This window comes from Pandoraea communis (assembly GCF_902459745.1).
Taxonomy (GTDB): domain Bacteria; phylum Pseudomonadota; class Gammaproteobacteria; order Burkholderiales; family Burkholderiaceae; genus Pandoraea; species Pandoraea communis.
Genome location: NZ_CABPSJ010000006.1, coordinates 41,612 through 65,022 on the forward strand (window position 1 = coordinate 41,612; position 23,411 = coordinate 65,022).

Sequence of the window (23,411 nt, forward strand, 5' to 3'; positions counted from 1 at the left end):
TATGACGCGTCAGGCCGACAGCCACTTCTCGCGGCGCTGTGCGGCGGCGCGATCGCGCGTCTCGGCGATGCGGTACTGCGATATCTCCGGCGTGTCGAGCGTGAGGGTGGCCTCGCGCAGTTCGTCACGGCGAAACGCGTGAACCGTCACCCGGTCGCCCGGACGATAACGGTCGAGCAGCTTGTCGATGTTGGCCGACGTCACGCGCAGACCGTCGATGGCGACGAGTGCATCGCCCGCCGACAGGCCTGCGGCTTGTGCCGCGCCACCGTCGAGCACCTGGGCAAGCGTGAGATCGTCACCGCGCTTGGCCGTCTTCGCGCCAAGCGCCGGACGGCCATTCTCCGGCGTCACCGGTGCCAGCGTGAGGCCAACACGTTCGAGCAGCGCCGCGAGCGGCAGATCGCGCGTGCCGTTGATCGCCGTGGCGAAAAATTCCGACAGATCGAGCCCCGAAACCTCCTCGAAGAGCGGCTGCACGGCGTCTTCGTCGATGCCCACGGGCGAGCCGCGATAGAAGTCGCGGCCATAGCGTTGCCACAGTGCACGCATGATGTCGTCGAGCGACTTCTGGCCGCGTGTGCGTGACCGGATGGTCAGATCGAGCGCGAGCGCGACCAGCGAGCCCTTCGTGTAGTAGCTGACGAGCGCGTTCGGCGCATTTTCATCCTGACGGTAGTACTTCGTCCACGCATCGAACGAACTCTCGGCCACGGTTTGCTTGAGACGGCCGCTGCCGCGCAGCACGCTTGCCACCGTCTTCGCAACGAGGTCGTAATACGCCGCCGGATCGATCACGCCACTGCGCACGAGCATCAAATCGTCGTAATACGACGTGAAGCCTTCGAACAACCACAACAGCCGCGTGTAACTCTCCCGATCGAGCGTGTACGGCGCGAACACCGCCGGCTTGATACGCTTGACGTTCCACGTATGGAAGTATTCGTGGCTCACCAGGCCGAGAAAGCCGCGATAGGTGTCGCTCATGCTTGCCTGCCCCTGCACCGGCAGATCGTTGCGGCTGGCGAGCAAAGCCGTGGAAGCCCGGTGCTCCAGACCACCGTAGCCGTCGCCCACCGTCATCAGCAGGAAGACGTAGCGCGACATCGGCACGCGCGAACGCGAACTGGCGCCGGGTTCGAACAACCGGATCTGCGACTCGCAGATCTTCTTCATGTCGCGCAGCAGACGGTCCAGATCGAGATTCGGCACCGGGCCGGTGATCGCGACTTCGTGCGTCACGCCGCAGGCCTTGAATGTGCCGTGCACAAATGTGCCCATCTCGACCGGCGAGTCGATCAGTTCATCGTAATCGACCGCCAGATAGCGGCCGAAGTCGAGCGCTGCCGTTCCCTGCGCCGGTTCGAGCGCGGTGGCAACACGCCACGCCTTGTACGCGGCGCCGCGCGGACGCAGCACGTCGACCTCGCACGGCGCCTGTGCCTGACCTTCCACGCGCAGGAACACACTCGTGCCGTTGAAGAAGCCGTGCGTGTCGTCGAGATGCGCGGCACGCACCGATAGATCCCATGCGTACACCTCATAGGTCACGATCAGGGTGCCCTTGCAGGGTGCAGCCTGCCAGGTGTGTTTGTCGAGCTTGTCGAGCGCGACCTTTCGGCCACGGCACGTCGCGCCGATCGTCACGATATTGCGGGCGAACTCACGCACCATGTAGCTGCCCGGAATCCACGCAGGCAAGGTGAGGCGCTGCCCTTCTGGCGCAGGACTCGAGACCGTGACCGTGACTTCGAACAGGTGGGCGGCGGGCGACTTCGGAACGATCGCGTACCGAATGGCGGGCAAGACAGACGTGGCTTTCATGACGTGGCGACTTCTTGTTATCGGAAACATCCGGCGTTGACCGGACGGTTACTTGATCGTGCTGAGTTCCTTCTCCAGTTGCTCGGCGGGAACGGCACCCGGCAAGCGGCGGCCGTCCGACAGGATGATGGTCGGCGTGCCCGTCACGTTGTATTCATGACCGAGCGCCACGTTCTGCTTGACCGCGTTGTCGTCGCACTTGGCCGAAGAAGTCGGCGGCGCCTTCTTGTCGAGCATCCAGTCATGCCACGCCTTGAGCGGGTCGGAGGCACACCAGATCGCCTTCGACTTGGCGTCCGAGTCCGGGCCGAGTACCGGGTACAGGAAGGTGTAGACGGTGATGTTGTCGAGCTTCGAGTTCTTGAGCGAGTCTTCGAAGCGTTTGCAGTACGGGCAGTTCGGGTCGGAGAAGACAGCGATCTTGCGGCTGCCGTTGCCCTTCACGTACTTGATGGCGCGATCCAACGGCAACTTGGCGAAGTCGACCTTGTTCAGCACCGATTGGCGCGCTTCGGTCAGATTCTGACGCGTCTTCGTATCGATGATGTTGCCGCCGAGAATCACGTATTGCCCCTTCTCGTCGGTATACATGATCTCGCCCCCGATAGACACTTCGTAGAGCCCCGGAATCGGCGTGCGCGCCACCGACTTGATCGGGGCATCTGCGCCGAGCGTTTTCTGCACGGCAGCCTTCACGCGGTCGAGCAACGCATCGGGCTTGTTTTGCGCGACAGCGGATGTCGTGAAAATGGCGGCGCAGACGGCCGCCGAACCTAGCGTTGCGAGCGCCGTAGCGCGATAACGTTGCAACATCGAATTTCTCCAGAAGTGTGTCGAGCGAGAGGCCCGGCCGGCAGGTCCGATGTCGGACAGCATGGCCGGCGCATACGTCCAATGGGGTCAGCCCAGGGCGCGGCCAATCAGGAATTTCTTCACGAGGGGCAGCATGTTCACGCTGTCGAGCCCCGCGTTGCGAACGAACTTCGCGAGCGGGCTGCTCGTCGAAAACAGCTTGTGCAGGCCGTCCGTCGTCAGCGCCATGCTGCCGATATCCTCCTTGCGGGCTCGCTCGTAGCGACGCAATACCGCCGCATCGCCACAGTCGCGGAACGATTCGCGTGCGGCGAGCGCATCGCCGAGCGCTGCCACGTCGCGCAGACCGAGGTTCATGCCTTGCCCCGCGAGCGGATGCACCACGTGCGCCGCGTCGCCGACCAGCGCCACGCGCGGTGCGATCAGGCGCTTGGCCTGTGCCAGCACCAGCGGGAAACCCTGAGCCCGCGCTGAGACCGGTGTGAGACGGCCAAGTTCACCGCTTGAGAACGTGCCGATGCGATCGGCCAGCGCTTGAGGGTCGAGCGCGAGCAGATGTCTGGCGTGATCCTCTGCGGCCGACCAGACCAGCGACACATGCTGATCGGGCAGCGGCAGCAGCGCGATGATCTCGCCATCGTGGAACCACTGGAAGGCGGTATCGCGGTGCGCACGCTCTGCCCGGAAGTTGCACACCACGCCGAGTTGTTTGTACGGACGTACGGTGCCGTCGAGGCCCGCGGTACTGCGCACCCACGAGTGCGCACCGTCGGCACCGACCACGAGCGAGGCGCGCAGGGTCTTGCCGTCAGACAGACGCACCGAAGCGGCGGCGGCGTCGACTTCGAGCGCATCGGCGCGGGCGTCGAGCCATTGCACTTGCGGAGAGAACCGAAGCGCCGCATCGAGCGCACGTTCGAGATTCGACGATTCGGCGATCCAGGCGAGTTGCGGTACGGCGGCCTGATACGCGGAGAAGTGGAGACTGCCTCGGTCGTCGCCGAAAACTTCCATGTCGTAGACAGGATTCAGGCGCGCGGGGTCGACTGCCTGCCATACGCGCATGCGCTCGAAGAGCGCCTGCGAGCTGGCGCAGAGCGAGTAGATGCGGGCGTCCCATCGATCGCTGTCCGTGCCGCCCGTGCCGGATGCAGCAGCGGCCGGCTGGGCGAGCAGTGCGACGGACAGGCGAGCCTGCGAGAGCAGCAGGGCGGCAGCCTTGCCGACGAGACCGCCACCGACGACTACAACGTCGTGCGTTTGGCTGGAGGTTTGCGTTTGAGACATGCGGCGAATGCAGCGCCAGCGCCTGAATCGCGCGAGCCGGCTGGTTCAGAAAACGAGATGACGTATTGTCGCACGCCTGCCGCGCCTGCGACGTCCGGCCACCGGTGCGCTGCTGCGACGCAGCGTCGCGTGTCATGGCCCGGCGCTATACTTTCGCGAATATCGATTACCCACACGGAGCCCCCCTATGCGCCTCGACAATGAATCCGAAAGCCAGAACGTCGAAGATCGGCGGGGCGGCGGTTTCGGTGGGCGCACCACGATCGGTATCGGCACGATTGTGGTCGCACTGGCCGCTTCGTACTTCTTCGGGATCGACCCGCGCGTCATCATTCAGGGTTCGCAGATGATTCAGGGGCAAACGCAGTCGCAGCCCCAGTCCGCCCCGAACGCCACACCGGCCAACGATCCGAAGACGGTTTTCACCCGCAAGGTGCTGGGCAATATCGAGCGCACCTGGGAAACCGTGTTCCCGCAGCAACTGAATCGTCAGTACGTGCCGCCGAAACTGGTGCTGTTCTCGGGCGAAACGCCCACGGCCTGCGGTACAGGACAAACCGCGATGGGGCCGTTCTACTGCCCCGGCGATAGCAAGGTCTACATCGATCTCGCGTTCTACGACGAGTTACGGCAGCGCTTCGGTGCGGGCGGCGACTTCGCACAGGCGTATGTGATTGCACACGAAGTGGGTCATCACATCCAGAATCTGCTGGGCATTTCAGAGAAGTTCGACGAAATTCGCCGCCGCACCAGTGAGGCGCAGGCCAACGCGCTGTCGGTGCGTCTGGAGTTGCAGGCCGATTGCTTCGCCGGGGTCTGGGCGAACAATGCGGCCAAGGCGAATCAGCAGTTGTTGGAGCCGGGCGACATCGAACAGGGCCTGAAGACAGCGGCGGCCATTGGCGACGACCGCTTGCAGCAGCAGTCGCAGGGCCGCGTGGTGCCCGAGTCGTTCACGCACGGCACGAGTGCCCAGCGGGTGTACTGGCTGCGTCAGGGGCTGCAAAACGGCGACGTGCGCAAGTGCGACACGTTCTCGGCGAAGCAACTGAGTTGAGTGCGGCGCCGGGGCCGGGGCCGCGCCCAAGGTGGATGGGGTGGGGCCAAGGGCGTTGTTGGAAGCAGAACGAGTACAATAGCGGACTTTCCGCGACGCAATCACCGACGCAACGACCGGCGAATGCAACGGCGCATATATCGGATTAGACAGGATTTAGCATGAGCCTCAAATGCGGCATCGTCGGCTTGCCCAACGTCGGCAAGTCGACCCTTTTCAACGCACTGACCAAAGCAGGCATCGCTGCCGAGAACTACCCGTTCTGCACCATCGAGCCGAACGTCGGCGTGGTGGAAGTGCCTGACCCGCGTCTGGGCAAGCTGGCCGAGATCGTCAAGCCCGAGCGCATCCTGCCGGCGACGGTCGAATTCGTGGACATCGCCGGTCTGGTGGCTGGCGCGTCGAAGGGCGAAGGGCTGGGCAACCAGTTCCTCGCCAACATCCGCGAAACGGACGCCATCACGCACGTCGTGCGCTGCTTCGAAGATGAGAACGTCATCCACGTGGCGGGCAAGGTGCACCCGATTTCGGATATCGAAGTCATCAACACCGAACTCGCGCTGGCGGATCTGGGCACCGTCGAAAAGGCGCTGCAACGCTACACGAAGGCCGCCAAGTCGGGCAACGACAAGGAAGCGGCGAAGCTCGTAGCCGTGCTCGAGAAGATCGTGCCGGTGCTCAACGAAGCGCGCCCGGTGCGCTCGCTCAAGCTCTCGGACGACGAGCAGGCGCTCATCAAGCCGTTCTGCCTGATTACGGCCAAGCCGACCATGTACGTCGCCAACGTGAAGGACGACGGCTTCGAGAACAACCCGCATCTGGACGCCGTGCGCAAGTACGCCGAATCGGAGAATGCGCCGGTGGTAGCGGTGTGTGCGGCGATCGAAGCGGAAATTGCCGACATGGAAGACGCCGACAAGGCGGAGTTCCTGGCCGACATGGGCATGGAAGAACCGGGGCTGGATCGTGTGATCCGTGCGGGCTTCAAGCTGCTCGGTCTGCAGACGTACTTCACCGCGGGTGTGAAGGAAGTGCGCGCCTGGACGATCCACGTGGGCGACACCGCCCCGCAAGCCGCCGGCGTGATCCACACCGACTTCGAACGCGGCTTCATCCGCGCGCAGACCATCGCCTTCGACGACTTCATCCAGTACAAGGGTGAACAGGGCGCGAAGGAAGCCGGCAAGATGCGCGCCGAAGGCAAGGAATACGTCGTGCACGACGGCGACGTGATGAACTTCCTGTTCACCCGCACATAGAGCGGTATAGACATCCCCCCCAGAATATCGGGAGGTATGGACATCCGACACGGATAATGAAGCCTCCCCTGTCCTGTCATGCCGCGCTGCGCTTTGATAGGCCCTCGTGTTGGTTGGGTTTATCCAAATTGCATACCTTCCGCGACCAGATTCAACGCCACATTGCCCGGCACGAGGCTCTACCGCGTAAAACTAAAAAACGAATAACGCGGCAACACTGACGCATCCAACCCGAGTGCGCGCAAATTCGGAACCGCAGACGGACGAAGGCCGATTTCCTGACACTAAGGGCACTGAAATCGGTCGCATAACCAAGGGCAACGCAGGTCAACGGGGTTAGCCCTCTAGCATAACGGGCAAGAAAATGCCTATGACCGGACTAAGAGCCTTTTATGCAGCAGATTTCTGCCTGTAGTTGCTGCTGGATTTTTGAGCGTCACAGGTCACTATTGCGTCGATTAGGGCACCAGTCGATTGCAATGACTGAGCGATGTTTGAATTATCGCTCCCGGATGACAATGGTCCGCGCTGCCCAAGACGGCTTGGAGTCAGCGCTTCGAGATGTCGCGTTGCAGGCGTGCACTCACACATGCGCGGGCATGGATAGTCACCCGTCATAACCCGCCGAGTCAGTTCTGCCGCAGCATCGTGTTTCCGGTGCCTGTTGTCTTGGGCTTGGCGTAAAACTTCACGAGAAATGCCGCGGGGATAGGTGCGATGTTCTGGGCTTGCCCGAATGTGAGCAAGTGTCGCCAAATCGCGGCCCTATGAAATCCACCTAATGGAAATGAGGCCTGTATTCGTGCCACCACATCGCCTGGCATGGCAGCTAACTGTGCGTTTGTTGTCTCTCTCGCACGGTCTAACCGCCCTGCTAGTTCCAGCACGCTAACGGAAGCAAAATTCTCACGCGTGGCCGAAATGATGTCTCGCATAACGGCTCGCAACGACTCGGACTTACCGGTCTCCCTAGCCTCAAAAATCAGTTCTGCGTTCACGTCCACGGGGAGTTCGATGGCCTGGCATGCTTGTATGATTTGGCGAAGGTCAGTAGCGGTCTGCCCTAAATGCTCCGTTGCGTGTCTATGAGCGTGCTGCCAGAGCGAGTGGTAGTCCGTGAACAGTACCGAGCCCGTTAGCGCCGCGAAGAACATCCCCGATTCAAGCGCAAATCCCTTTTGTACAAGGAAGCTTCCACGCTTGTTATCCGCGCAGGGCACCAGCACGGCGTATGGGTCGTTTGCAATCATTTCCTTCGCAGCAGTGACCAGTGCTTCGATTTCTTCTCGGGAAGCTCCGCGCCGCTCGGTTCTGAAATGAGCCGCCAATGCTCCTTCGGGCATTCGATTTAATGCGACCAAGGTCTTGTATTTCATCGACCACATTCGGCGGAGGTCTTCTCGGGCAACGACCTCATCAGGTCCCTTAGTCCGCTCCTCCGCAGCTTTCATCGAGGCCCGTGCGAATTCCACGTCGTAGTCACCAATGTCCGGGACCACATGGACGATGCCGTGAGCGATAAAGGGCCAAAGCGCGAGCATTAGCAGAACATTCTCAACCGTATTGACTTTGTGTAAGCCCGGCGATTTGGTCGGACTGAATTCGGGTTGAAGAATTGCAGGATTCGGGAATGGATTCGCTATAACAATCTCGTCGAAGAAGCCCAGCATGCCTACGACCGTACTATTCGCCGACCGCGCTTCGAGTACCCCCATGTAGACGGCCCGAAATGTGTCCGCACGAGGCCGGGGCAACAATTCTGACAAATTGGTATCAATCGGCCATAAGTCGGCTACGACCTGGTGGATTTCTTGGACCTGCTCGTCGCTAATGGTCGCTCGCACGTCGTCCCACGTCTTGTCAGCATCGAGTTCCAAGATGTGTTCCATTGCCCGGCAGAACATCAAATTCCGCTCACGTATCCCGAACACCTCCCAGGAGGGGCGTTGCTCCGCGGGGATGTCCTGACAACACTGTGCGAAAACTCTACCGCTGCCGCAACCGCACGGGTCTTCGGGCGCTAGGTCTGTCCGTATTTCCTTTCGATGTAAGTATTCGTGGGCTCCGGAGGTGCGACCATATGCGTCTTGATAATGGACGTGCCCATCATTGAACTTGATGAACATCTCGCCACCAAATTCCCAAAGGTGGTCTTTCGGGAGAAGTATGTTCTTGATTGAATCCCAAGGCCCAGCAAACACCTGTTCGGGATACAGCCAACCCTTCTCCGCAGCGGCAAGATATCGTTTTGCTCCTTCCTTGAGCACCACGTTTATGGCCGCCACCTCCTCTCGTGCTAGAGCTCGTGTTCGTATGTGTGCGTAAGAGTGCACGTAACCATTGCCGCGGAAACGCGCGTTTGTTCGTTTCGCAATCGGGTTTGTTGCGTCCGGATTCTTTGCGTACTCAACGTGCGTCAATATCAAGCAGGTGTTTGCGTTAAGTGGGAATATGGTTTGCGTCCCGGCGAGTTCGACGCGTGCTGAGTTTGGATACGCACATGCCGGCGAACCAGAACCTAATGCGGGGTTGTATGTTGTGACGGGGTTGTCTGTAAGAAGAAACTTAATATCTGACTCATCGGCGGTGACAATCTCGCGAACCGACTCTGCCCACATCTGGCAATACATCGTTCGTAGGCTCTGCATTTCCCTCATTAGCTCGACATGGCTTAGCTTGGGATACGACGCCTTTATCCAGTCGAGCCCCTTGGGCGTTCTCAACTTTTGAGCGTCCATGTAGGCAAAGAAATCTTGGAACGCCTCATGCATTTCCGCAGGGTCCCCACGCGCAAATGCACTCACAGCGTCGGCACCTTTGGCATCGATTGGGCCGAACAGAAGTCGTTCAATCTCGTCGTTGATGTCCTCACCAAAGATAGTTGTGTACAAATCAGTCTCGTGAAAACAGCGCTTTGGCCCCCAACTCTGAATCGACGATTGGGTATTTACGACACGCCCGTCGGGCAACGTTCTCGTTTCCGGATGCTTGTCCAAAACTACAAACCTTGATGCACCCGGCGCAAGAAATCCGCCTTGATACCATTGAGGGACATAATGATTGACTCTAGTTTTCATTCATCTGGCTCCGCGTGGCCCATGTTGGTATGCCGCCATGTAGGCAATGTACCCCACTCGCCCACCGGGGCTTGAGCATTCCCTTGCAGTCCTAGGTGAATAGTGGGTAGGAAGTGTGGACTGAGCTTGTCGTTGCCGCCACACGGACGCACGAGGTTGCGTAACACTGGAGATGGAAGGTTCTCGACAACTTCCGCTGAGTTTGAGCACCCAGGTTGAGCTATCCAACTTCCGTTTTTGAATTCACTGCAGAGTCACAAGAGGCGCGTTGCACACCTCCGGCATTCGTCAAATCGTCTGATGTACGAGAAGTTCGCTCGGCGGCACATCAAGGGCCTCGGCTAGCTTGAATAGGCTCGAAACATCAATATTCTGGTTGCTTACCTCAAGCAGCGCCACGTAGTTTCTCGACAGTCCGGCTCGAGCAGAAAGCTTTTCTTGAGAATACGCGCGTTCATTTCGCAGGCGCCGAATGTTCTGGACAACCCGCTCCTTGATTTGTGCTGTTGGTTCTTCCCGGCGCGCGATTCGCTTGTCACTTACAAGCGATGCCGCGTCCACTCCTGCTGCAATGGCAAGGCGTTCCAGTGTCTCAATAGAGATGTTTCGGTTCCCGGACTCGACCTTTGCGACCAAGCTGCGATGTACTCCCGCGAACGCTGCAAACGTATCCTGAGATACGCCGGCTTCGTTACGGAGCTCCCGTGTCCGACGGGCAACCTGTTCCAGGAAGTTCTGACTATTGATAACCATGGCGCTGGCAAGCTTGCGGAAAACGAACAGCGCCCTCAACCCAAAATACGACACCATAATGTTTGACACCATAAAATAAAGGTACAATTTGGATGCCAGCGAAAGTAACGTCGTGTCTTGCCAAATCAAATAATCGGTATACGGCCTTCCACGAAGTTGGGGGTGGACCGATTCGACCCGAGGATTGCCATGGGACGCCTAGGAGACGCGGTAACGATTCTTATGAATCCGCATCCGTGCACGTGTGACCTCGCGCAGCCTGACCAGGAGGTGATTAAGGACGTTCTGGACGAGTTGCCCCTCCTGGAGTTGATACGTCAGCTTTCGGTGACAGGGCTGGAGCCGGCCATCATGGCGCGAGCCAAAGCTCTAGGTGCTTCGCTATTTGTGCGTGATGGGATTGCCATATGTCGGATAGGGAGCATTTGTGCCTCCGGCTCAACCTATGAGGATGCGGCACTGCGCGCGATGCTGAGAGTGCATCTGAGGACGACTGCAAGCGTTGATGGAGGTGTGGAATGAGTAATGAAGCGATTCCGGAAGACTTCCCTCGCGATTCAACGATTTCCACCATGCCCGGCTATCAACCCAAGATTGGCGTCCGCCGCGTTGAGGGCAAGTACATCGCGGGGTATACAGAGGACGAACTCCGCGAGCGATACGATGAGTGCGTGCGCCTCTCTGGGCAATTGGCGTCCTACTGCAGAAGGAAGATGGCCGAGAAAAAATGGGGGCTCGACGAGGCTATCAATCGCGTCGAGTCTTCGGTGCGAGCGAAAGTGAGCACGGGGGAGTGGAAGTTGAGCAACCAGGAGTGCGAGTGGATGCTTGAGAAAATGCGTAAGCGGCTCGCTGACGAATCCGCGGCTGAATAAGGCTGGGCCTCGCGTAAGGAGGTATGTATGCCTCGTTCGAGTCATCGCTCGAAGAACCTTGTTACACTTCTCTACAAACCGCAGCCTGGGCCGCGACGGGTACTTGCGATGTCGAGAGCCGATGCAGAGCGGTTACCCGCCATCCCAACTGTTGCGGTAATCTCCATTACGGCGCCAGAGCGCCCGCCAGCAAAGCTCAGCGACTTCAGGAACGTCTTGCGATTGAGTTTTTCCGATGTGGACCACCTCAACCCAGCCATATCAACCCGAGCACGAGAGAAGCTGGCGAACGCGTTCACGCTTCGGCAGGCCGATGAGATACGTGCCTTTGTGGAAGGTCTTCCGACTTCGATTGAGTCAATTGTCGTGCATTGCGAGGGAGGTTATTCCCGCTCCTGTGCAGTAGCTCTTGGACTGCATCGCCTATATGGCTACCAAGTCGACATTGAAGCGATGACGCATGCGAATCCGTCGGTCGTGCAGCTCATAACAACGCTACATATCGGCATGTGACATTCCCCCGGGCGGCCGGTAGTTCGGGTGCCCCTCTGTCCCCTCTCCCCTAGCCGCCGCCCAGAAGAAACGAGCGTGATTTCCGTACACCTCGGAGGCTTGGTTGGCAATATCGAAGGCGGTGGCCAGCACCAGCGAGGCAGGTGCGTGACAATCGCGAGGGTGTCTTGATATAGCTCTTCGACTTGCTCGTCGGTGGCCTGCTTATGCTCAACTCTGGCTGGCTCGACCTGCCTGTGCGCGAGACGTTCGTGTCTGATAGACCTGAGGTCCGCCAGTACTGAGGCGCACTCGCCGTTCTGCATGTACTTTCGTGTAAGCGCCAGTACCTTGTCCCGTTTGGGCGACAGCGCGTCGCGCATCAAGCCCTCGGGGTCAGGACCAACTCGAACGCGTTCGGCGCGTTCACGCACGAGAGCGTCGAAGCATCGCTCGTCGCGCAGAATCTCCGAAATTGCGGTCAATCTCACAGCCTGCTTGTTAGCATCCCAAACACGTGAGACCGCTAGCAGGAGCTCACGCCTTAGCGCCATGCGCACGATTTGGAACGTATGAGTCGCGCACGAGGTTCCCATTCGTGCCTGAAGGTCGATGTCGTGGCCGTCGGTTTCCAACTCTCGTGAAGCATGACAGCGAGAACCGCCTCGTCTTCTGCTGCTCGCACGAGCGCCTTCAATCTTTCAATGGCCGACGCCACATTCTCGTCTGTCATCATCAAGCATCCTCAGAGTATGAAGCATCCCTAGCCGTCTCCGATGCAAATGATGTGAAAGCAGTAAGTCTGTGACTGCAAGTACCAAATTGTCCAAGATTACTTTCAGCTCGGTCCTTGAATTTCGATAGCACGCCAAGGGTCACAAAGGCATTACTCACCGATACACGTTAACGTGACAACCGCCACTGCAGTTGCCGTCTAGCGGTGGATATGACATCAATGAACGTTGCGACGGTCACATCCGGCTCCAAGTTCGTCGTAGGGAAAATCTACGGTCGGACCATATCGAGATAACCGCGAATCGGCAGACCTCGTTTGTCGAAGCGAGGACTTCCGCCGATAGACCGCAGCACTGACCTCGATAGTAGCTTGTTGCCTGCTATACAAGACGTCTCCGGCATCATCACGCAATCGGGACATGCACCGCCGCGCTCCGTGCAAAGCGAACCCGTACCGCACTGGGTTGCCTTGGAGGCCAGCAACGCGGTCAGCATCGCAGTACCGGCGTTGCGCCAAAGTGCGGACAGATTGCCCAAGTCCATCGTCGTGCCGTTTCGGTACACCACGAACGCCAAGTCTGCCGGGAAAATGTACTCGCCCAGTGAACCAAGGTCTAAGCCCGAATATTCGGACACGTGCTTCATCAGCAGATGCGAGTAGCTGTGCAACAGCGTATATAGGTAGAAGTAGACTGGCGGCGACGAGGTTTCAGGTAGGTTGTCCAGGAAGGGGCTCATCGACCGCGCTGCAGCTAGCAGGCCAGCGCCAGTCTTCTCGCCCGTATTTAATGTGAACATGTCCGGGCACTTGAGGGTATGGAGCCATTCAAGAACGAGTTCTTCTTTGAGGCGCACGTACAGCGCTTCGTTGCCCTGCGGCACAACATAGACGGGATACCGCATCGTGTCATTCTGCTTGACTGGCGGAAACAAGTTCAAGCGAACGGGCATGTCCGCGCCGCGTTTGTCTCGAAGGACGGGCGTTGACTCCATTCGCGAATAGCCGAAGCTAAAGCGGCAAAGGTCAAACTCACGGATGAGGCCCATATCCTCTAAGCCCAGCTTGTCCAGCAGGACTCGCGTGGCCGCCTGCATCTGGTCCGTTTTGCCCTTATCCTCCGGTGCCAAGTTCTCGTCAAGCCTCGTGAATGATACATAGGGCTTCTTCCCGTTCGTCCTCGTTTCGACGTCGAGGCGTACACTCTTCAATGTGGCATGTTCGATGGCGAGGCGGAATGGGTCGAACTTCGACGCGAACATCGACTGCCTGTTCTGGATGTTCGACAAGACCGCGGTGGGAAGGTCTGACTTGGGTAACAAAATCTGGCGCCGCCGCAGGTCATCTAGAACCCGTTGCTTGTGACTATACGCAAGGTCGATAGAACCCTTCAGCGTTGCACGCATGGCCTCTGGAAATCCCTCGAGGGTGCGAATCTGCTCTACGGCCGCCAGATAGTCAGCGAGGTCTTTGGCACACTCCGGCTTGTCCTGGCAGGCGCTCTGAACGTCCTTGTCGGTGAGGGAATGAACGGCGAAGCCGTACTGCTTGGCGACGAAATCCCTCAGTTCTGCCTCGTGCCCAGGTCGCAATCGCGTCAGCAACTGCTGGCTCCCGTCCTTGAAGTCGATGAAGAGGTCCGATTTGACATAGTAGGCGCTGGACGCACGGTAAGGTGCTGCCTGCATACGCACCTCAGTGAGCCGGTCTGGCCCCATCGCCGGTCCAAGGATGCGCAGGGTGTCGCGGTCATTCTGCAGCCACTTGGGCGACAGCGGCTTATCGCATGCGGCGCACTCGAAGAACCAATCACCGATGCCAGCCGAGCGCCGGTTCAGCTTGAACTGGAAGCTGCCGCAAACGCAGCTGTCATAGCGCTTGACGACTTTGGCGTCACGGTCGCTCCAGTGCCACTGCCCCGGGAAGGCCGCCTCCCAGTGACCAGACCAGTGCACGAATATGACGTCCAACTGCTCCCAGTCGCAAGGTCCTTTCCTTTTCGGGTTAGGGCAGTGCTCAGGGGTTAGCCTTTCCAGATTCCTGTCCAGTTCCGCGAGTGTCTCGTAGCCTTGGAACATCCCACACGTCCTGCACACGAACGTCAGGGGTGCCGGCGAATACTCCATGTGAGACGGGCGACAGAGGTAGAAGCGGTCTTGACCCGGCAGTTGAAATTCCGTCCTGCTCGAGTCCAGCATAGCGTGGTCAACGCACTGGGCAGGCAGGATGTGCGGTTTAGTTGAGTCACCATCTCGCGCGGACGACGCAGCACGGAACCACGCACGCCCAAGTTCGTTCATCCGCTCGAATACCAAGTCCATGGTCGACTCGGACAGCTGAATTGGCTCACCTGCCGACGAACGAGCGATGCATGCCCCCATACCTCCTTCAAACGTAAAGAAGCTTTCTGGTGCGTAGGCCGTCGCAAGCTGGTTGCGAGAGCGGTTCATTGTCTTAGCTTTGGCCATCTCTTTTACCTCTCTCAGCCGCGTGCTTCCGTTGCACTGTCTGTCGAATCGATGTCTGCTCCGGAACCTCGCCGGATAAAGGTCATCGCTCGCGCGGTCATACCCTCCTTCACCGTCCTAAACGAGGCATCGATGCCTGACTCGCGAATTAGCCCAGGCTGATCCACGTCCCGCAGCGACGTCATCGGCCTCAGCAAGCTGTTTCGCATGGCGAAGAATTTAACTAAGCGCGTTGTGTTTACCAATCGGTCGACGCCGAGGTCCTGCTGGTAGTGCGTGAGTTGCTGCTTAAGTAGCGAGCGGCAATAGCTCTTACTTTCCGCCGACGGGGAGAAGGACAATCCAAGCGCCTTCTCCATGAAGTTCTCGGTGGCCTTCATGTTGACCGGAGCCACCAGAAAGTCCCGCACATCCGGTGCCATTGCGAACGTGGGACTGTTGCCTTTCTTGCCGTCGTCGGCAGCACAAAGACGCTCGATGGCGTTCATGCCACAGACGTACTCCTGGAAAAAACTGGGCATTACCCTCACGAGTGCCTTCTCCGCCCATCGGTCGACAGCAGCCGGCAAAATCATCCGCTCGAGGAAGCGGTGAAAGATGTCATGAATTTCAAGCACGAACCGGTCTCGATAGCGTTGTGGCACAGGCACCAGCAGCGAAAAACCAACGTGCGTTCGACCGACCCGCGACGAGGCCTGGATGTACTCAGCAATGTCCGACGGGATACCAGCGAAAAACATTGCGTTGAACTCCTCCACGTCAACGCCGTGAGAGATTGCGGAGGTCGCGATGACCGAACGGAGGGTACTGTTGAGCTCCGGGAAAGGTGCGTTGACACCGACGCGAGTCTCGGCTCTTCGGACAATGTCTTGAATATCTGCGGCTGAAACGGCGCCAGAAATGAGCTCGGAGTTCAAAACGTGGCGGGCAAATCCGTCAGCCTGGTGGAGCTTCTCGAATTGCACCTTCTCGGTGTCGATAACTTGGTCACCGCCCTTCTTGTTTGTGACGTAGGTCAGCGCGATGCGGTGCAGGTCCACCAGCGTTAGCAGCGTCGCCGCATCGGCACCCTGGAGGAGCCGAACGAACTGAGCCTGGAGGGGGCCGGGCGAAGTCCACCGAATCAACTCGGCGCGTGCGGCATCCTCCTTAGCTGAATCTTCACTACGCAAGCCCTCATACAGCCCGGTGAGCATGAGATGGTAGTGGCCAAGTACCGAAGCCATTGCTACGGTGTGGCGGTGTCCGTTGGTCAGGACGGAAGCATAAACGCGCGTCCAATGGCTGCGCAGCTCGATTTCATCCTCGGGAAGGGCCGCCCGTTCAGTATCATTCGACGTAGAGTCTGGTTGGAGGGGCGTTGAATAGAACGAGTCGTAGAGTGTCGGCCCGGGGTAAGGGAACTGAACAGTGGAATCGCGCTGGTAGAGGTTGAGCATCTGCCGTTGCGGTTCGCTTACCGTCGCCGATGCGGCGATTACCTTAATTTTTCGCCTGACTAACGAGTCTGGCTCGTACGACAAATGGCCCTTCAGCAGTGGCGCGAGTTGGTCAAACCCGGCTTCGAGCGCAGACTCGAATAGTCCGGAGAAAGTGCCTAGAGACTCGTCCAAAAGGTGCGCCTCGTCTTGGATAAGCAAAGCCGGGAACGGGTCAAAGAATCTTTTCTCGCCCGACGCGAAGGATGGGAATAGCGCGCGCGTGCCTGCGCCAGGGTGCCCATCCCAATCCTTAACCTTCATAGGCACGTATAAGCGCTCGCTGCTGGTTTCGACCAAAGGTGCAAAACCGAACATGCCAAAGAATTTGCGGATAGTTCCCTGCGACTGACCGATGGCGGCCAGCTTGTCGACCGTACCCAGTAGAACGGACGGTGCTAGGCCATAGATGTCCTCGTCTACGATATAGAAAGGCAGTGGGGTCGGCTTGTCGAAGCGCGCGTTCCAGGAACACTTCTCCTTCGGCGCCGTGCAGTAATGCCCCATTGCATTAGCACCTGCGCCGGAACGGCGGCGGAGCGCCAGCAGACTGCCGTCTTTGTTGCCGCAGAACGGACACGACGCGAGCTTCAGCCAGCGCTCCCTAGCGCTCTTATAGGGCTGAACATCCCTTTGCTTCCACTCGACGTCGGGGGGAACCTCGTTATCGCTGGGGACCTCGTCATATCCCTCTTCGGAATGCCAGTTGGGAGTGTTGCTGCCGCCAACCCAAAATCCGAGCGAGAATGGGTCGCCGGAGTGTCCTCGCAAATGCCGAACCTCTTCGGCCGCGCCCATAATTGCGAAAGTCCGGCGCGCCTGCTGCAGCGTGAGTAAGCGCAGAGGGTAACGCATCAACGCGGAAACGCCCCGGTGCTTTCCCCGTAGCCGGTCGAGAAAGAGCACGAACACAAGTAGGCCGAGAAAGGCCTCAGACTTACCACCGCCGGTTGCGAAGTACAGCAACGTAACGGCGTTGGCGTGCTCAGCAACCTCGGGCGTGTAGAAGCTGTGAAACTCGGGAATGCGCGTCGCGAATGCCGGGATGGACGTCAAGATGAAAGCGAGCTGGAACAGGCGCCATTCATAATAGCCCTTCGATTTGGCCACCTTGGCCATGGCAGTGTTCATCGAGACCCATGCCTCGAACGGGATTCCAAGTGGCGACTTCTGTACTCCTGGCCCGCTCCAGTGAGTGCGAGACTTCTCAAGAATTTCTAGGCCGCATCGAATAGTGCTCAACTCGCGATGCCATGCCGAAAGGTCCAGGTGTAACTTCTCGCGCTCCGCAGCACGCTGCTCGGCGGCGCTCGGCCCCTCGAGCCCGTGTTCCACCGGATAATTCTTAACGTTGTTTAGCCACTTCTCATAGGTGCTAACAAGAGGTTTAAGGCCAGTAAGGCAGTCAGGTTGGGCCAGTTTCCCGATGTTGAGTTCGACGCCTGCGTCGTTTGGAATGATTCGCGGCAAGACGTAGCGTGGTGACCAAGTTGTCGCGAGTCGGTGCAGTGTGCCGTCGGTGGTGAGGGTGATGCCGCCGTTAAACCCCAACGCTGGGTACTTGAGGTACTGGTTGTACCGATAGGACGGCTTGACTCGGTCCAAGTGGAGAAAGTGATGGTCCGCAGCAGGAATTGTCACGGAAACCGAAACCTGAAAGAGCGCGGGCTCCAGCTCCTTGAAATTGGTCTTCGTGAGTGGAGCAGTCCAGTTCTCCAAGGCCACATGAACAGTTGTGCGGGTTGCGTCAACAGGGTCAGCCACTGCCTGAACCACCCAACGCATGTCGATTTTCGGTATAAGCACCGCAAGACTCGCGCCGCGAACCGCCTCCAAGTAGCGTTTCCAGTCGCGCACGTCGGAGGGACGAACTCTCGCTCGACGGTAGCCCCACAACTTCCCGCCCATCTCGGGGTCCGTATTGACCGCCCAATCCGCTAGCTGCGTAGCGATGGCCTCGTTAAGGGCTTCGGTTGCCTTCTGGGCATCGACCTCCGCTGTTGCCGGCGAAAACTCGAACGAGGGCAGAACAAGCTCGAGCCGGAGCCATTTCGGCGGCGGAAGAATATCGTCCACCAAACTATCAGACATGGCGATGCCGGCAGTAACCTCCTGAGTTGGGCGTGATTCGCCTTGCTCGCTGTTCTCGCCAGTCTCGTCTTCGGCGCCCTCGGCTTCTCCTCCGACGTCCGTAGACGTGCGGTCCAACGTGTTGTCGAAGGGCAAGCCCATCGATTCATACACGCCTTTGCGTGCCTCATAGCTCTTCACGGCCCAGTCCGGATTCGTCTTGCCGCCAGGCAGCGCCGTGATGAGCTTGGTCAACGCGTCCTTGACCTTGCCGCGAATATCGGTGCGCGCCTCTCTAGTCAGCGGAAACGTGGCTTCCAGCCGCCCTCCAGGCCTCACCTCCTCCTCGGTCGGCAGGATTCGGACGTATACGGCGCCAGTCAGCGATACGCATAGAGTTGTGCTCATCGCAGATGAGCGGATTTGAAAGTCCATGCCATGCGCGCTGATGCGAATGGGATCCGCTTCCTCGTCACCGCCTCGCTCCTCAGCGGGCATCGGCACGATGAATTCCGACATCAGCGCCACGCTGGGTTTTGTGCCGTAAATGACCTTGTAGAATTCACCCCGGCCGGCAAGGCGCGCCGACAGCCCATTGAGTAAGCTGTCTACAACGGCCTCTTTATAGGCCGGGTGAATGTTGCGTGGATTCTCACTAAGGATGGGCACTTGTTTCCCCTTTCTTGCGTGTAGTCGCACGAACCGGAGGCGGCACAACGCGTTCAACTAGATACGCACAGTGCAGCGCCTCCTGCTGGAGGTCCCTGATGATGGTCGCAGGTACCTTGCGGTACACCGCAGCACTATCAGGCTGGAATAGTATTTCGGCATACCGGGCGGCCAGTTCTCGCCCAAGATGTTGGTTCAAACGTCGCGCGTTTCGGACAAAGACCCAGTGCTGTTCGGCGGCTTCGTCGCTGATTCCCAAGGCCCTGCAGAAGATTTTGAAGTACTTGGTATCCTGGGGCGCGTGAGCCCGCGTGTCGTCTGCTGCCTGCGGCGCCAACCAGTAGTACACGCGACTCGGTTTGCACTCTGTGGCCTTAGGGTCAAGCTCGACCATCTTGGCGTGAATCTCACGCGCCAGCGCCGACCGATTCGCGGACTTGAAAAGCAACTTGCAGCGCCTTTGCACATCCTCATGGTAAAGCCTGAGCAGCATCCGCACTGGGTCCACCACAGAATTCACACCATCGCCATTTAATTGGAGCGACGACTCCAGCTTGGCACGTAGTTCGTCGCTCATGTCGAAGATGAAGTCACCGGGCTCAATTTGGCTTGCCGCCATGCGCCGGAATGGTGGGTCTTCGTCAGGCGCGTAACGGTAGACCCAACCCGAGCCATACGCCGTGCCACCGCCTTCGAGCTCGAACTTGAAATACGCCTGTTCAGTGCCTTGGGTGTTCTGGCCGTTTTCGTCAAATTTGAACGTCAGCGACATTTCGCGAAGTTTGCCGATGACGAGAGGGTTCGGAACCTCAGCCAAGCGCCGCTCGAGTTCCGCGGCCAGTAAACCAATACGCCCTCGGTAAGCCTTGAACGCATCTATCGCTTTCATGCTGGTTAGCGTCTTTAGAGTGGCTTCAGCTTGTCGATAGGCGACCAAAACTGCAGTGCCATGCGGCACTTCCGGACGTGTCATGAGGATGCGAAGTACATCGGGGCTGATACCGACGAACACGAAGTGCTTCCCTTTGCGGTCGCCAGCGAGTGTCTTGCTGACCGCGGAGAGTGTGTGCCATTCAATGCGAGCTTCGGCAGCAACCCAGTCGCTGCCCAGCTTCCGCACGAGAAAGCGATGCGCGAGCAGCACATACTTGTTGCTTGGCAACACCAGCGAAATACCCTGCCGACCGACGACAGCGTGTTTCCGAACGTCAGCCAGCATGCGCGACGCCATGGGCGTAGCATCGTTCCAGTCATCGATGAGCTGCTCGGCACGCGCAATCGCCCGTTCAACGGATTCGCGAATCTGGTTCAACGCGCCGGAGGCAAGCGCTGCCACAAGGCCTTCCTTCACGGGCGTCCACGCATTCTGCTGGCTGCCATAGTCGCTCTCACCGGCCTCTGCCGACATTGCGGTCAGGTCGGCGTACCCCGCCGGCATGTTCGACAGTCGCAAGATATACATGCACGCTTTGAGCAGCGCTTGGTGGGCGGGGCTTTCGTCGTTGTCCGCGGACGCTGCCAAACGTTGAAACGCCAGTGCAAGCTGGGATGCATCGCGGTCGACAATACGGACGCTAAAATTTGAATTGCTGCGCTGAGCCGGACGCCAGCTAGGAGCAACCGGATGCGCAGAGAGCAGTGCTTCCTCAGCTTCCGCCGACCACGCTTTCGTTGAGAAGGTGACATTGGATTCACCGAGTTGCGCTCGCAGAATGAAGAAAGTCTTCGGGTCATCTGTCACGATGACGGCCCCGACATCGGCGAATCCACTTTCCCGCGCAACCGATAAGAAGTCGGGAATTCGTTTGACCGCGGCAAAATTCGTGCGCATCGCGGCCTCTGTCGCGTCAAGCAGCAAGACCTCTGGGCGCCCAAGGCCCTTCAATGCCGGGGTGGTCAATGCCGCACGCCAGGCACCCTTCTTCACAGTGTGGTGCACAACCATAAGGGCACCCGGTGCCTTGTCAGGAGCATCCCACTCAAGGCTGACCTTCTCGCGCAGGTCGCGCCGATACGCCAGGCGCTCGACTTTCGCGAGGGTGCGTTCGAGCGGATTGGAGACTGTCGTGGTCCAGGCGCGTTTGGTGGGGTCAAAAATGAACGTTGGAATGAGTTCGGCGAGCGATGGGTCTGGAGAGTCGGGTGTGTGCTGACTGAGGTCGTTTAGAGCCCAAAGTGCGGCCAGCATCGCTGGCGATGCCGTGCAGGACTTCACTTCGGTCGTGCCATTGTGCTGCACCCACAGACTGCGATAGAAAGCACTCAGTATCTCGCGGTCGGCAACGACGCCATGGAGCGGCGCGCGACAGGCATGGGTACCGGGATAGAGCAATGTCCGCATGCCACGCAAGTCTTTGACAAAGACCCTTTCGATGTCTGCTAGGGCATGCAACAGCGGCAAGAACGTCAGCTTGGCAGGCCAAACCAAGCAAAGCGATACCCCGCCTTCGTCAGCAGCAGCGAGAACCGTGCTTACGAGCTCCTTTGCCCAAGGTTGCGGAGCGATAGGCTCGCCGGCTGCACGAGAAAGATAGGTCAGAGGCGCAATTCCGGCACGAATCTTTGCCCATGTCCGCTCTGGACGCGTTGATGCTAGCTTTGCCGGGGGGGCGTCGAGGACCACTTTGGCTTTGGTCGGTTGCCGCTTCCGCCCAACTGGCTGGGCCGTGAGCTTGCGAGCGAGTTCGACACGCCTTTCGCGTGCTTTTTCTTGGTCGGCTTTGCGTTCTGCCAGTGATTTCAATCGAGACATTGCGACATCCGAGCTATTTGTTGCTCTGTCGAGTCACTTCTTGGAACTAGGCCGAAAGCTATATTTACCGTTTCGTCCATCGACCTACGACAGGCCGCGGCCTCGATGAGCGCCTGTGGGTCGGGCAGTGCGAGTTGCTTGAGTTCAAACGCCGACACGTTTGTGGCGCCGGAGATGCATCGGAAATATCGGTCGACCGCCCGTGCGCTCAGCAGCTTGGCAAGCTTCGTGGGAGGCAGCACCGGTTTTTCGCTCACCGCCTCTATGATGACAATATGGTTCTCACCGATAAATCCGCCATGGGCTTCGAAGACCCCCGGCGATACCGCTGCCGCCACCAACCGACGAGGCTGGTCATTTGACGTCACACGTTGCATGACCACGCAGGGCGAGGTAACTACCGATTTATGTCTCTTGTTGCCCAAATCCACGAAGCGATGCTCACCGTCGTAGGAAGGCTTATCTTCCAGCCGAACGATTCCGCCACGAACAATATCCCGTGACCACATCAACGGCATAGCCGTATGCGCCTTAGCTCGGCGAGCATCATTGAGTGACTCGAACTTGGGGCGCTTGTCGCGGTTCCATACGTATGCGCCGATGCGCACGCGATAACCGTAGTCTGACAAACGGAACCGCGAGAGAGCCGCCTTTTTGAGAAGGACCACATCGTCGACCGAACGGGGAATGGGCCACACGGCGCCGGCGTTGGGAAGCACACATTCACCGACATTCGTGTACCGACCAGCAACTGACACTACCGACACGTTGGCTTTCAGGTATGTGCGGTCGTCTTCGACGCGTCGTCGCAGCACAGTCAACGCCGTTTCTTGCTCAACGTCGATAAACACCCCCTGTCTGTCACTGACCATGCCGATATGCGCCACATCCGTGTTTCGGAGGAGGAACTTGCGCAGACGCCCGAAGTACCGCCCGGACAGGAAACTTGTCGGCGTGACCAACGCGGCATAACCGCCGATACGCAGCAAGCGCACACATAGCGTTATAAAAAGAGCGTAAAGATTCGGCTGTGCTTCAATGACGTCCGCATACGCGGGCCGAAGTGGCTGTAGCTCTTCGGCCTTCATCTTCCGATATGGAGGATTGCAAACGACTACATCGACTGTCCCGAGAACAGGGGTCAATTCCGTCAGTGAATTTGCCGAATGGACCATGAACGATGGAACGTAGCCAGTCTCCTGAATTTCCTCGTACAGGGCCATGCATAGAAAATGCTTGGACAACATGCACAACGTCTTGTCCAACTCCGCACCGTAGAGATGCTTTTCAATGTGCTTAAGCAACCTAAGGGACGTGTATCCCCGTTTTCTCAGCGCTGCTCGCATGCGCTGCGCAATCGGTGCTAAAAAGGCCGCTCCGCCACAAGCCGGGTCCAAGAAGTACTGACTCCCGAAATCGACGCCTTGAGCGGTCAAGTCATCTAGCAGCCCATCAGTAATCGATGCTGGCGTGAAGTACATCGCATGCTGTTTCCGATGACCTTCATCAACCAGCATCGCGTATGACGAACTGAGCCAATATATCGCATCCAGAAAGGTCATTTGACTGAGGGCCGAGACAAATGCGTCCAACTCCGCCTCACCAGCGAGACCCTTCGAATATGGCAGAGACGGCTTGGGAAGCCCGGGAAAAGCAGTCTTACACCACACGTTCAGCACCGTACCGACAAGCGTTGGCACGTCGCTTTCGGAACGCTTAACCGCCAAGCCGAGGCGTCTGATGCGCCGCTTGATAGATAGCTTCGACAACGGCGCCATCACCTCGCCTCCTGGTTGGTCGCTTC

14 protein-coding genes are annotated in these 23,411 nt (G+C 58.7%); 4 read left to right on the top strand and 10 right to left on the bottom strand.

Annotated elements, in window-relative coordinates; translation table 11 throughout:
• Window positions 1–9: 9 nt before the first annotated feature.
• From PCO31110_RS19995 to PCO31110_RS20005, 3 genes are all read right to left on the bottom strand, one after another.
• Window positions 10–1,806, bottom strand: coding sequence for a M61 family metallopeptidase (locus PCO31110_RS19995; protein WP_150691334.1), 1,797 nt, complete (start codon window positions 1,804–1,806; stop codon window positions 10–12).
• 66 nt (window positions 1,807–1,872) lie between these two features.
• Window positions 1,873–2,637 (bottom strand): DsbC family protein, encoded by a 765-nt coding sequence (locus PCO31110_RS20000; protein WP_150691252.1) that lies wholly within the window; start codon window positions 2,635–2,637, stop codon window positions 1,873–1,875.
• 87 nt (window positions 2,638–2,724) lie between these two features.
• Window positions 2,725–3,924: a UbiH/UbiF family hydroxylase gene (locus PCO31110_RS20005; protein WP_010808675.1), complete on the bottom strand. Its 1,200-nt coding sequence runs from the start codon at window positions 3,922–3,924 to the stop codon at window positions 2,725–2,727.
• Between the two features lie 187 nt (window positions 3,925–4,111).
• Here PCO31110_RS20005 and ypfJ point away from each other — a divergent pair, with 187 nt between their 5' ends.
• Window positions 4,112–4,981 (top strand): KPN_02809 family neutral zinc metallopeptidase, encoded by an 870-nt coding sequence (ypfJ, locus tag PCO31110_RS20010; RefSeq protein ID WP_150585258.1) that lies wholly within the window; start codon window positions 4,112–4,114, stop codon window positions 4,979–4,981.
• Window positions 4,982–5,142: 161 nt separating this feature from the next.
• Window positions 5,143–6,240, top strand: a complete 1,098-nt coding sequence (gene ychF / locus PCO31110_RS20015) for a redox-regulated ATPase YchF (protein WP_150691253.1) — start codon at window positions 5,143–5,145, stop codon at window positions 6,238–6,240.
• A gap of 629 nt (window positions 6,241–6,869) precedes the next feature.
• Here the strand turns inward: ychF and PCO31110_RS20020 are convergent.
• A complete protein-coding gene (locus PCO31110_RS20020; RefSeq protein WP_150691254.1) occupies window positions 6,870–9,317 on the bottom strand; it encodes a DUF4238 domain-containing protein in 2,448 nt (815 codons plus the stop codon).
• Between the two features lie 288 nt (window positions 9,318–9,605).
• The gene (locus PCO31110_RS25910; protein WP_217427290.1) at window positions 9,606–10,127 is read right to left on the bottom strand and encodes a helix-turn-helix domain-containing protein; all 522 of its coding nucleotides are present in this window, start codon (window positions 10,125–10,127) and stop codon (window positions 9,606–9,608) included.
• Window positions 10,128–10,588: 461 nt separating this feature from the next.
• Here PCO31110_RS25910 and PCO31110_RS20035 point away from each other — a divergent pair, with 461 nt between their 5' ends.
• On the top strand, window positions 10,589–10,945 hold the full coding sequence (locus PCO31110_RS20035; RefSeq protein WP_150691255.1) for a hypothetical protein: 357 nt from the start codon (window positions 10,589–10,591) through the stop codon (window positions 10,943–10,945).
• Window positions 10,946–10,972: 27 nt separating this feature from the next.
• The gene (locus tag PCO31110_RS20040; protein ID WP_150691256.1) at window positions 10,973–11,458 is read left to right on the top strand and encodes a hypothetical protein; all 486 of its coding nucleotides are present in this window, start codon (window positions 10,973–10,975) and stop codon (window positions 11,456–11,458) included.
• Here PCO31110_RS20040 and PCO31110_RS26295 read toward each other — a convergent pair.
• From PCO31110_RS26295 to PCO31110_RS20060, 5 genes are all read right to left on the bottom strand, one after another.
• Window positions 11,377–12,033: an AbiU2 domain-containing protein gene (locus tag PCO31110_RS26295; RefSeq protein WP_370855846.1), complete on the bottom strand. Its 657-nt coding sequence runs from the start codon at window positions 12,031–12,033 to the stop codon at window positions 11,377–11,379. The genes PCO31110_RS20040 and PCO31110_RS26295 overlap by 82 nt on opposite strands.
• A gap of 409 nt (window positions 12,034–12,442) precedes the next feature.
• Window positions 12,443–14,638: a DUF8724 domain-containing protein gene (locus tag PCO31110_RS20045; protein ID WP_150691257.1), complete on the bottom strand. Its 2,196-nt coding sequence runs from the start codon at window positions 14,636–14,638 to the stop codon at window positions 12,443–12,445.
• Window positions 14,639–14,652: 14 nt separating this feature from the next.
• Window positions 14,653–18,855 carry a C-terminal helicase domain-containing protein gene (locus PCO31110_RS20050; RefSeq protein ID WP_150691258.1) on the bottom strand — a complete coding sequence of 1,401 codons (4,203 nt, stop codon included), beginning with the start codon at window positions 18,853–18,855 and terminating at the stop codon, window positions 14,653–14,655.
• Window positions 18,842–21,607 (bottom strand): hypothetical protein, encoded by a 2,766-nt coding sequence (locus PCO31110_RS20055; RefSeq protein WP_174979674.1) that lies wholly within the window; start codon window positions 21,605–21,607, stop codon window positions 18,842–18,844. Before PCO31110_RS20055 ends, PCO31110_RS20050 begins: the two co-directional genes overlap by 14 nt.
• Window positions 21,595–23,385 (bottom strand): HsdM family class I SAM-dependent methyltransferase, encoded by a 1,791-nt coding sequence (locus PCO31110_RS20060; RefSeq protein ID WP_370855843.1) that lies wholly within the window; start codon window positions 23,383–23,385, stop codon window positions 21,595–21,597. Before PCO31110_RS20060 ends, PCO31110_RS20055 begins: the two co-directional genes overlap by 13 nt.
• Window positions 23,386–23,411 lie beyond the last annotated feature (26 nt).